The sequence below is a fragment of the Streptomyces sp. CO7 genome (genome assembly GCF_053474865.1).
The window spans coordinates 209078-218999 of sequence record NZ_JBRIOU010000008.1 but is presented as its reverse complement, the minus strand read 5'-3'; the positions used below and the strand labels follow the sequence as shown (position 1 = coordinate 218999).

General features: G+C 70.6%; 12 protein-coding genes. 7 read left to right on the top strand and 5 right to left on the bottom strand.

Going from position 1 to position 9922, the window contains the following annotated elements; translation table 11 throughout:
* The 3 genes from ACOV8S_RS25915 to ACOV8S_RS25905 all read right to left on the bottom strand — a co-directional run.
* A partial coding sequence (locus ACOV8S_RS25915; protein ID WP_448320654.1) for a CDP-alcohol phosphatidyltransferase family protein occupies window positions 1-735 on the bottom strand: 735 nt, incomplete at its 3' end.
* 13 nt (window positions 736-748) lie between these two features.
* Window positions 749-1855: an LCP family protein gene (locus ACOV8S_RS25910; protein WP_448320653.1), complete on the bottom strand. Its 1107-nt coding sequence runs from the start codon at window positions 1853-1855 to the stop codon at window positions 749-751.
* Window positions 1856-2086: 231 nt separating this feature from the next.
* Window positions 2087-2824: a DUF5324 family protein gene (locus tag ACOV8S_RS25905; RefSeq protein WP_448320652.1), complete on the bottom strand. Its 738-nt coding sequence runs from the start codon at window positions 2822-2824 to the stop codon at window positions 2087-2089.
* A gap of 270 nt (window positions 2825-3094) precedes the next feature.
* Between ACOV8S_RS25905 and ACOV8S_RS25900 the strand changes: the two genes are divergently transcribed.
* On the top strand, window positions 3095-3622 hold the full coding sequence (locus ACOV8S_RS25900) for a peptidylprolyl isomerase (RefSeq protein ID WP_351115019.1): 528 nt from the start codon (window positions 3095-3097) through the stop codon (window positions 3620-3622).
* 215 nt (window positions 3623-3837) lie between these two features.
* Entirely contained in the window at window positions 3838-4566 is a 729-nt protein-coding gene (locus tag ACOV8S_RS25895; protein WP_448320650.1) for a rhomboid family intramembrane serine protease, read from the top strand.
* 255 nt (window positions 4567-4821) lie between these two features.
* Here the strand turns inward: ACOV8S_RS25895 and crgA are convergent, their stop codons facing one another.
* Entirely contained in the window at window positions 4822-5079 is a 258-nt protein-coding gene (crgA, locus tag ACOV8S_RS25890) for a cell division protein CrgA (protein WP_448320649.1), read from the bottom strand.
* 163 nt (window positions 5080-5242) lie between these two features.
* Between crgA and ACOV8S_RS25885 the strand changes: the two genes are divergently transcribed.
* The 5 genes from ACOV8S_RS25885 (at window position 5243) to ACOV8S_RS25865 (ending at window position 8885) form a co-directional block, all read left to right on the top strand.
* A complete protein-coding gene (locus ACOV8S_RS25885) occupies window positions 5243-6037 on the top strand; it encodes a DUF881 domain-containing protein (protein WP_448320647.1) in 795 nt (264 codons plus the stop codon).
* Window positions 6038-6121: 84 nt separating this feature from the next.
* Window positions 6122-6283 (top strand): hypothetical protein, encoded by a 162-nt coding sequence (locus tag ACOV8S_RS25880; protein ID WP_351115024.1) that lies wholly within the window; start codon window positions 6122-6124, stop codon window positions 6281-6283.
* Complete coding sequence (locus ACOV8S_RS25875; protein ID WP_382556878.1) at window positions 6280-6918, top strand: aminodeoxychorismate/anthranilate synthase component II; 639 nt, start codon at window positions 6280-6282, stop codon at window positions 6916-6918. Before ACOV8S_RS25880 ends, ACOV8S_RS25875 begins: the two co-directional genes overlap by 4 nt.
* Window positions 6915-8087, top strand: coding sequence for a class E sortase (locus ACOV8S_RS25870; protein WP_448320645.1), 1173 nt, complete (start codon window positions 6915-6917; stop codon window positions 8085-8087). Before ACOV8S_RS25875 ends, ACOV8S_RS25870 begins: the two co-directional genes overlap by 4 nt.
* A gap of 36 nt (window positions 8088-8123) precedes the next feature.
* Window positions 8124-8885, top strand: coding sequence for a class E sortase (locus ACOV8S_RS25865; protein ID WP_448320643.1), 762 nt, complete (start codon window positions 8124-8126; stop codon window positions 8883-8885).
* A 3-nt stretch (window positions 8886-8888) separates the two neighbouring features.
* Here ACOV8S_RS25865 and ACOV8S_RS25860 read toward each other — a convergent pair.
* Window positions 8889-9922: hypothetical protein (locus ACOV8S_RS25860; RefSeq protein WP_448320642.1), on the bottom strand; the 1034-nt coding region annotated here is incomplete at its 5' end.

The window sequence follows — 9922 nt, the reverse complement described above, 5'->3', positions numbered from 1 at the left end:
GTACAGCGCCGCGGCCGCGCCCAGCAGGGCGTAGCCCCACAGGAAGAGCTGACCGGCCCCGAGCAGCAGGAAGACCAGGCAGAACACGCCGTGGTCGACCGGCAGCAGTGCCACCGCCCGCACCAGGGACGGCGGCGCGGCGGGGCCGGCCGGGTCGCCGGCCGCGGCCTTCCGCTTGAGCTGCTCGGTGAGCAGCCCGCCGAAGAAGGTCACGATCGCCGCGAACAGGAAGCCCAGCGGCAGCAGCAGCCAGGCCTCCGGCTGCGTCCCGAACGCCTCGGGCCGCAGGAAGAAGGCCAGCAGCACCGCCGTGTGCAGCGCGGTCGTCTTGGCGCAGTCCACGACGTGGTCCAGCCATTCGCCCGCCGGGCTGCCGCCGCCGCGCAGGCGGGCCAGCTGGCCGTCGGCCGAGTCGAAGGCGAAGCCGGTCGCCAGCGCGAGCCAGACCACCGGCCCGGTCCACCAGGCCGGGTCGGCCAGTGCGGTCACGGCGATGCCGCCGAAGCTGAACAGCGCGCTGACCAGGGTGACCTGGTTGGGGGTGAGCCCGGCGCGGTAGGACCCGGCGGCCAGCACGCGGCCGACCGGGCGGTTGACGTACCGGGAGTAGAGCGAGACGCCCTTGGCGCTCTTCTGCGCCCCGGACAGCCGCTCCAGCGCCTCACGGAAGGTGAGACGCCCGGACGCGGGCCCGCCGGTGCCGGCGGGCGACTCCTGGGCCTCTGCGGTGGTCATCCGCGGCCCCCGCTCAGTTGCCGCCGCCGGCCGGGGACTTCCGGGCCGACTCGGGTATCGGACGGTCGTTGCGCAGCGCCTCCCAGACCTTGTCGGCCAGGGGCTGTGCGGGCACCACACGGTTGGGGTCGGCGACGTCGTACTTCACCGGCAGCATCACGGTGTCCATGGCCGACGGGTCGATGCCTTGCAGCGACTGCCCGAAGTCGGCCAGCGAGGTCAGCGAGGCCAGGTCGGAGTCGGTGGTCAGCGCGCCGGTGAGCGAGTCGGCGATCTTGTAGGTCTTCACCGGGTCGCTCAGCAGGTCCTGCCGCTTGACCTCGCCCATCAGCGCCACCAAGAACTGCTGCTGGAGGCCGATGCGCCCCAGGTCGCTGCCGTCCCGGTAGCCGTAACGGGTGCGGACGAACTTCAGCGACTCGGTGCCGTCCAGGCGGTGCTGTCCCGGCTCCAGGGTGAAGCCGCCCTTGGTGTCGCGGATGGGCTCCTTGACGTCGACCGTCACTCCGCCCAGTTCGTCGACCAGCGACTTGAAGCCCGCGAAGTCGATTTCCATCAGGTGGTCGATGCGGACCCCGGACATGGTCTCGACGGTCTTCAGGGTGCAGGCCGACCCCACCTGCGAGTAGACCGAGTTGAACATCACTCGCTTCGCCGGCCCCACCTCGTCGCCGTTGGCGCGGGTGCAGGCGGGGCGGTCGACGAGGGTGTCGCGCGGGACGGAGACGGCCACCGCCTCGGTGCGGCCCTCCGCGACGTGCACCACCAGGGCGGTGTCGGAGCGGGCCCCGCCCACGTTCCCCTTGTCCAGCGCGGCGTTGGCGCCGGCACGGGAGTCGGAACCCAGCACCAGGATGTTCAGCGCCTCACCGGCGGCCGGTTCCTTGGTGGGCCGGTCGTCGCCCAGCGCCTCGTCGAGATCGACGGACGTGATGTTGCCGTCCAGGTCGTCGTACAGCCACCAGGCCGTACCCCCCGCGACCAGTGCCAGTACGGCGCAGCCGATCAGGACGTTGCGCAGGACCTTGCGGCGTGGCCGACGCCGACGGTCGCGGCGGCCTTCCCCGGCGTTCGGACTGTCGTCGGACCCCACGGGTCCCTCGTTCACGGCGTGTGTCATCGCCGAGCCCCTCCCCTGTTCCCCTACCCCCTGGCCGAGCGCGCGGCAGCGAGGTGCGAATGGGGCGGCGCTCGGCGAAATGTTCCGGCCGGAGCCGTCTTCGAACTATAGAGGGAACTTCGTTCGAAAAGGGAGTGACATCGGGCCCCGGCCGCCTCAGGGAATGAGGCGGCCGGGGCCCGATGTGCGGGTGATGTTCCACGTGAAACATCGCCCGGTGCGACGCCAGGGTCAGCGGCGCTCTTCGTCGTCCGACGAGGCCGGCGTGTTCTTCTCACCGACCGTCGAAGGGCCGGTGTTCTCGTCGGTACGGGCGTTCTCCGGGGTGGGAGTGATCGGGGGCGCGCTGTCCTCCGGGGTCAGGCTGCTCGCGTCGTCGGGGACCTCGGTGGCCTCCGGCGGTTCGACCAGCCAGTCCGGGTTGGCCTGCTTGTCCCACCACTGCCAGGCGGCGTAGGCGGCGGCGCCCAGCAGGCTGAGCATCACCGTCTTCTTGGCGAATCCGCCGACGGCGGACCGCCGGCGGCGCTTCTTCACCAGGCGCTGGATGTCCTTGGGGGACACCTGCCCCTTGAGTGCCGCCAGGGCGGCCGCGCTGCGCGCGGCGGCCTCGTCCCGCACCGGGCCGGCGTTGGCCTTGGCCTGCTCGATCACCGGCCGGGAATAGTCGACGGCCTGCTGGGCCGCCAGTCGGGTCTTCAATGCCGCCTCACGGGCGGCCGAGTCGACCTTGGCCGGCACGTAGGCGGACGCCTGGGCCAGACGCGGTGCCACATGGGCCCCGTACTGGGCACGGGCCTGCCCTGCGGCCTGAGTCACCACGGGCGCGAGCCGTACGCGCGCCTCGTTCGCGTACTGCGCGGCCCTGACCCTGGCCGTGTCGGCGTAGGGCGCCAGCGCCTGACCGGCGTGCAACACGCTGTCCTTCGCCGAACCGGACCGGGCGCGCGCGCAATTCTTGCGGGTCACGGGTTCCTCCTCCTCGGTGGCGTACGGTTTCCATCGGCTTTCCACCCTTTGTCGGATCATGCCTCCGGAAGCGGTATCGGGCATGCCGCAGCAGGCATCCGGGTCACGATCCAGGTCCGTGGACGGCCGAAAGAGACCGCTCGGAGAACGAGTCGGTTCAGGACGCGCAACCGAAACCACTCGATCCGCTGCGCACGACGGCCGGTGCCCGACTCCAGGTGCGGGGCGTGCGAGGATCGAGGGGTCACAGAGGACAACGGAAGGCAGATCGTGGCCGAGCAGCTCTACGCCACCCTGAAGACCAATCACGGCGACATCGAGATCCGGCTCTTCCCGGACCACGCGCCCAAGACGGTCAAGAACTTCGTCGAGCTCGCCCAGGGCGAGCGCGAGTGGGTCAACCCCGCCACCGGCCAGAAGACGACGGACCGGCTCTACGACGGCACCGTCTTCCACCGGGTCATCAGCGGTTTCATGCTCCAGGGCGGTGACCCGCTCGGTAACGGCACCGGCGGTCCCGGCTACCAGTTCGAGGACGAGTTCCACCCGGACCTCTCCTTCAACAAGCCGTACCTGCTGGCCATGGCCAACGCCGGCCCGGGGACCAACGGCTCGCAGTTCTTCATCACGGTCGCCCCGACGACCTGGCTGAACCGCAAGCACACCATCTTCGGCGAGGTCACCAACGAGGCCGGCCAGAAGGTCGTGGACGCCATCGCGGCGACCCAGACCAACCCGCGCACCGACCGCCCCGTCAACGACGTGGTCATCGAGTCGGTCGTCGTCGAGTCCCGCTGACGCAGGGACCGCCGAGGGAACCTTTCGCCCCGCCCGCCCGTACCCAGGGCGAGCGGGGCGAGACTTTTCGGTCCGAGTGAGGGGATCTGCAGGACGTGGCGGACGACCAGGGGAACCAGGAGCAGGCGCACACCCTGCCCACGTGCTATCGCCATCCGGACCGCGAGACCGGCATACGGTGCACCCGCTGTGACCGGTCCATCTGCGGTGACTGCATGATCAGCGCCTCCGTGGGCTTCCAGTGCCCCGAGTGCGTGCGCGGCGGATCCGCCACCGCGTCCTCCCGGCCCCGGACGCTGACCGGCGCGCCGGTGGTCTCCGACACCCGGCTGGTCACCAAGATCCTCATCGGGATCAACCTCGCCGTCTTCCTCGCCCTCCAGGCCCTGCCGGACCTGTCGGACGACCTCTTGCTGTGGCCGGTGGGCGTCGCCTTCCTCGGCGAGTGGTACCGCATGGTCACCTCGATGTTCAGCCACCTCGAGGTGATGCACATCGCGTTGAACACGCTGGCCCTGTGGATGGTCGGCGGACCGCTGGAGGAGGCGCTGGGGCGCCTGCGCTACCTGGCGCTCTATCTGGTCTCCGGGCTGGCGGGCAGCGCACTCGCCTATCTCCTGATGGATCCCAACAGCGGATCCCTGGGCGCCTCGGGCGCGGTCTTCGGCGTTTTCGGCGCCGCGCTCGTGCACCTGCGCCGAGTGCGGCGCGATCCCCGGCCCCTGCTGTTGCTGCTGGCGCTGAACCTGGCGCTGCCCCTGTTCCCCGGCACGAACATCGGCTGGCAGGCGCATCTGGGCGGCCTGGTCGCCGGCGGAGTGATCGGCTACGCGATGCTGCACGCCCGCGGACCCCGGCGGACGCTGATCCAGTACGGCTCCTGCGTCCTGGTCCTGGCCGCGGTCATCGCCGTCACTCTGTTGAGAACTGCTCAGCTCACCTGAGTCATCGCCCAGAGTCACAGCTCTGTCCACAGGTTGGTGGCAGATCCGGGCTCACCTGGGGAAACGCCGAACCCCCTGCAACTGACAGCGATTTCCGCAGGTCAGATACAGGGGGAACAGGTATTCGAGCAGTGAGGGATCGGTCACACCCGGACCGCTTCCCGGCGGTTATCCACAGATCTTCTTTTCTTTTCCACCTGTGGATAACTGCTGTGGATAACTAGCGGTCGCGGCGGCTCCGTGAGGGCCGGGCCGCTACTTCCACTGGGTCGAGACGGCGAACCCGGCGGCGATGAAGCCGAAGCCCACCACGATGTTCCAGTTGCCGAGCGCCTCGAGAGGCAGCGACCCCTCCGTCACGTAGAAGACGACGATCCAGGCCAGACCGACCAGGAACAGCGCCAGCATCACCGGAGCCACCCAGGCACGGTTGGTCAGCTTGATCGCCGCCGGCTGCGTCTTCGCCGCGGGCGGCGTGTAGTCGGCCTTCTTGCGGATACGTGACTTCGGCACGAGGGACTCTCCTGTCGATGCGCTGCGTGGCCGCGCTGGAACGGGGCACGCTCCGGGGCAGCTGCAAAGGGATGTTCAGATGTACGGCAAAGGGACGACTGAGCACTCCCCCGGGCGTCCGTTAGCGTAGTGCTTCCGCGGCGCCGAAGGAGACAAGGGTACGTTGAGCAATTCTGCCGACTCCCCCGGGACGGGCACCAGCCCCGGCCGCTCCCGGTTCCGGCCCGTGAGAGTCCTCACGCTGGCCGTGTTCGCCTTGGCCGGTCTGCTCTTCGCGACCAGCTTCCACACGGCCAAGGGCACCAACATCCGCACCGACGACTCCCTGCTGCGCCTGTCGGACCTGATCCACGAGCGCAGCCGGGAGAACGCCGGGCTGGAGGAGTCCAACGCCGCCCTCCGTCAGGACGTGGAGGAACTGGCCGCCCGTGAGCAGGGCTCCAGCGAGGCCGAGGACGCCGAGCTCAAGGAGCTCGAGCAGGCGGCGGGCACCGACCCGGTCAAGGGCGAGGCGGTCACCGTCACGCTCAACGACGCCCCGCCGGACGCCACCGCGAAGCTGCCCGGCTACCCCGAGCCGGAGCCCGACTACCTGGTCATCCACCAGCAGGACCTGCAGGCCGTGGTGAACGCGCTCTGGAAGGGCGGCGCCGAGGGCATCCAGGTCATGGACCAGCGGCTGATCTCCACCAGCGCGGTGCGCTGCGTGGGCAACACCCTGATCCTCCAGGGCCGGGTCTACTCCCCTCCCTACAAGGTCACCGCCGTCGGCGACCCGGAGCGGCTGCAGAAGTCCCTCGCCGAGTCCCCGGCCATCCAGAACTACATGGTCTACGTGAACGTCTACGGCCTGGGCTGGAAGGTCGAGGAGGACGGCGTGCGCACCCTGCCCGGCTACACCGGCACGGTGGACCTCCAGTACGCCAGGCCCGCCGGAAACGCCTCCGAAAGGCCCTAGTCTGGTTGCTGTACGCCTCCGTGGTGCACGGCGGCGTACGGCGGCATCGCGACCGAAGGTGACGAAGGGGAGGGGTAGGTACCCGTGTACGGCTGGATCTGGCGGCATCTGCCGGGCAACACCTGGGTGAAGGCCCTGCTCTCGCTGATTCTCGCGCTGGCCGCGGTCTACGTGCTGTTCCAGTACGTGTTCCCGTGGGCCGAGCCGCTTCTTCCCTTCGGCGATGCGACGGTGGACGAACAGTGAGCGCGCGGATCCTCGTTGTCGACAACTACGACAGCTTTGTCTTCAACCTCGTCCAGTACCTCTACCAGCTCGGCGCCGAGTGCGAGGTGCTGCGCAACGACGAGGTGACCCTCGGCCACGCCGAGCGGGGCTTCGACGGCGTGCTGCTGTCCCCCGGCCCCGGCTCGCCCGAGGAGGCCGGCGTCTGCGTCGACATGGTGCGGCACTGCGCGACGGCCGGCGTGCCGGTCTTCGGCGTCTGCCTCGGCATGCAGTCGATGCAGGTGGCCTACGGCGGCGTGGTGAACCGCGCGCCGCAGCTGCTGCACGGGAAGACCTCCCCGGTCGAGCACGAGGGCCGGGGCGTCTTCGCCGGGCTGCCCTCCCCGTTCACCGCCACCCGGTACCACTCGCTGGCCGCCGACCCGGTGACGGTGCCCGCGGAGCTCGAGGTGACCGCGCGGACCGCAGACGGCATCGTCATGGGGCTGCGCCACCGGGAACTCGCGGTCGAGGGCGTGCAGTTCCACCCGGAGTCGGTGCTGACCGAGCACGGCCACCGGATGCTGGCCAACTGGCTGGCCGAGTGCGGCGACCCGGACGCGGTGGCGCGGTCCGCCGGTCTGGCTCCGGTCGTCGGCAGGTCCACGGCGTGACCGGGTGGCGCCCCGAGGACGACGAGACGGTGGCGCTGCGCATACCCCCCGCGTCCCCGGGGGGCCCCGCCGACCCGCTCGGGCCCGTGGATCCCTTCCTGTACCCGGGCACGGAGAATGCTTTCGGCGTCCCCGACGCCCACGCCGGAGACGGGACCGTGGACCCGTCGAGCACCATGCGGCTCACCGTCGTGCCCCCGCCCGCCCCTTCGGCACCCTCCGACGACCCGACGGCGGGCGACCCCTCGGCCACGGGCGCGACGGACGACGATCCGTCCGCCTCCTCGGCCTCCCCGTCGGTCTCGGCGCCCGCCGAGGGGGGCCGGGCCGCGCGCAGACGGGCGGCCGCGGCGGCCGCCAAGGGCCGCCACGGGCGCCGGGCCGCCCCGCGCGGCGCGGAGGCGGTTGACGCCGAGGACGGCGGGGCTCGCTCCGGCAAGGGCGGCACCGCGCTGTCGCGGGTGGAGCGCCGCCGCGCCGAGCGGGCCCGCCGCCCCGGTCCCGGCGTACTGATCAGCCGCGCCGTGGGCGAGCTGTTCATCACCACCGGCGTGCTGATGATCCTGTTCGTCGCCTACCAGCTGTGGTGGACCAACGTCCTCGCCGCCGCCGACGTGGACCGGGAGACCGTCCAGCTCCAGGACGGCTGGGACAAGGGCGCCCGGGATCCCGGCACCTTCGAGGCCGGCCAGGGCTTCGCCCTCCTGCACATCCCCACCCTGGACGTGGTGGTGCCCATCGCGGAGGGCATCGACAAGGAGCGCGTGCTGGACCGCGGCATGGTCGGGCACTACGACAAGGAGAGCATCCCCACCGCGATGCCCGGCGACAAGGCCGGCAACTTCGGCCTGGCCGGTCACCGCAACACCCACGGCGAGCCGTTCCGCTACATCAACCGCCTGAAGCCGGGTGACCCGATCGTGGTGGAGACCAGCAAGGCGTACTACGTGTACCGGATGACCTCGATCCTTCCGTCCACGTCACCGGGCAACGTCTCCGTCCTGGAGCCCGTGCCGCCTGGGTCGGGTTTCACCGGACCGGGTCGCTACATCACACTGACCACCTGCACCCCGGAGTTCACCAGCACCTACCGGATGATCGTCTGGGGCAAGATGGACGAGGAACGCCCGCGCGCCAAGGGGAAGCCCGACGTGCTGGTGGACCCGTGACAGCGTGAGTACGGCACACGACGGGGGACGGCCACAGTGGCAGTGGTAGAGCACGACCGGCGCGGCGAGGACACCGGCGCGCACCGGCCGGACGGCCGTCGCCGCCCCGCCCGGGGGCCGGTGGCCTCCCTGGTCAGCTTCCTGGGCGAACTCCTGATGACCGCCGGCGTGGTCCTCGGCCTCTTCGTCGTCTACTCGCTGTGGTGGACCAACCTGCTCGCCGACCGCGCGGCGGACCGCGAGAGCGACCGCGTCCGCGAACTGTGGGAGCAGGAGATCGAGGGCGCCGGCGTCCCCGGCAAGCTGGACACCAAGGACGGCATCGGCTTCCTGCACGTCCCGGCCATGGACGACGACCAGATCCTGGTGAAGAAGGGCACCGACCCCAAGGTGCTCGACGACGGCGCGGCCGGCTACTACACCGACCCGGTCAAGGCGGCCCTGCCCACCGGCGGGAAGAACGGCAACTTCTCCCTGGCCGCGCACCGCGACGGCCACGGGGCCAAGTTCCACAACATCCACAAGATCCGCGAGGGCGACCCGGTCGTCTTCGAGTCCAAGGACAAGTGGTACGTCTACAAGGTCTTCGAGATCCTGCCGAGCACCTCGAAGTACGACGTCGGCGTACTGGAGAAGGTGCCGGAGAAGTCCGGGCGCCAGAAGCCCGGGAAATACATCACGCTGACCACCTGCACCCCGATGTACACCTCCGAGCACCGCTACATCGTCTGGGGCGAGCTGGTCCGGGTGGAGCCGGTCGACGACCGGCGCACCCCGCCCGCGGAGCTCCGCGGTTAGGGCCTAGCTCCCCGCCACCGCCCGGTCCGCGCGGCGGGTGGTGATGAACAGCAGGCACATCGCGGCGATCGCGACCTTTCCGGTCGCCTGGAGCAGCGGCCCGCGCACCAGGATGAACGAGTAGCCGGCGATCAGCGGGGCGGTGATCAGCAGCAGGCGCCCCGGATGGCTCCGCCGGCCGGCCGACGCCCTCGCCACCCTCCGGTCGAACCGGGCGGCCGCGTACCCGAGCAGGCCCATCCCCGCCGTCATCCCCACCACGCCGAAGTCGATGTACAGCTCCGCCCACACGGGGGAGGAGAGGTTGGTGTTCCGGGTGCCCATCCACTGGCCCACCATCACGCCGGTGTCCACCGGCTTGCCCTCCCACACCGACCGCGGCACCGCGAACAGCACGCAGCCCGCCAGCTGGTCGCCGTAGGTGTGGCCGGTGGACTCCACGTAGGTGATCGTGTTGGCGAACATCCCGATCTGGTCGTAGTCCTTCAGCGCCAGCGGCTCCAGGAACGACGTGGTCTCGATGGTCCGGGTGTTGTTGTCGTCGTAGCGGAACGCGTCCGCGAAGGGGAACAGCAGCAGCGCCACCACCACGCCCAGCGTCAGCGACATCCGGTACAGCGCCGCGCTCACCGGGAAGGCCGTGAACAGCAGCGCGAACATCACCGTGAGGAACCAGTAACGCGGGTTCGATATGGGGTTGTTGACGACGACGTTCAGACAGAACAGCGCCCCGAAGACGGCCACCGTCGACCAGCTGCGCCGCGCGTGCCGGGAGGTCGCCAGGCGCCGGACGTAGACCAGCAGGGCGATCAGCGGCAGCACCGTGCCGAAGCCGCGGACGAACGCCTGGCCCGCCTCCGAGCCGTTGCCGGACAGACCCGCGTCCTCCAGGCCGGCGGTGATCTCCTGCCGGCTGGAGAAGAAGACCGCCGGACCGCCCAGCCGCATCACCAGCAGCGCCGCCGCGGCGAAGGCCGCCAGGGTGAGCAGGTGGACGCGGCGCCGGTGCACCAGGCGGGGCCGCTCGCCCTTGCCGC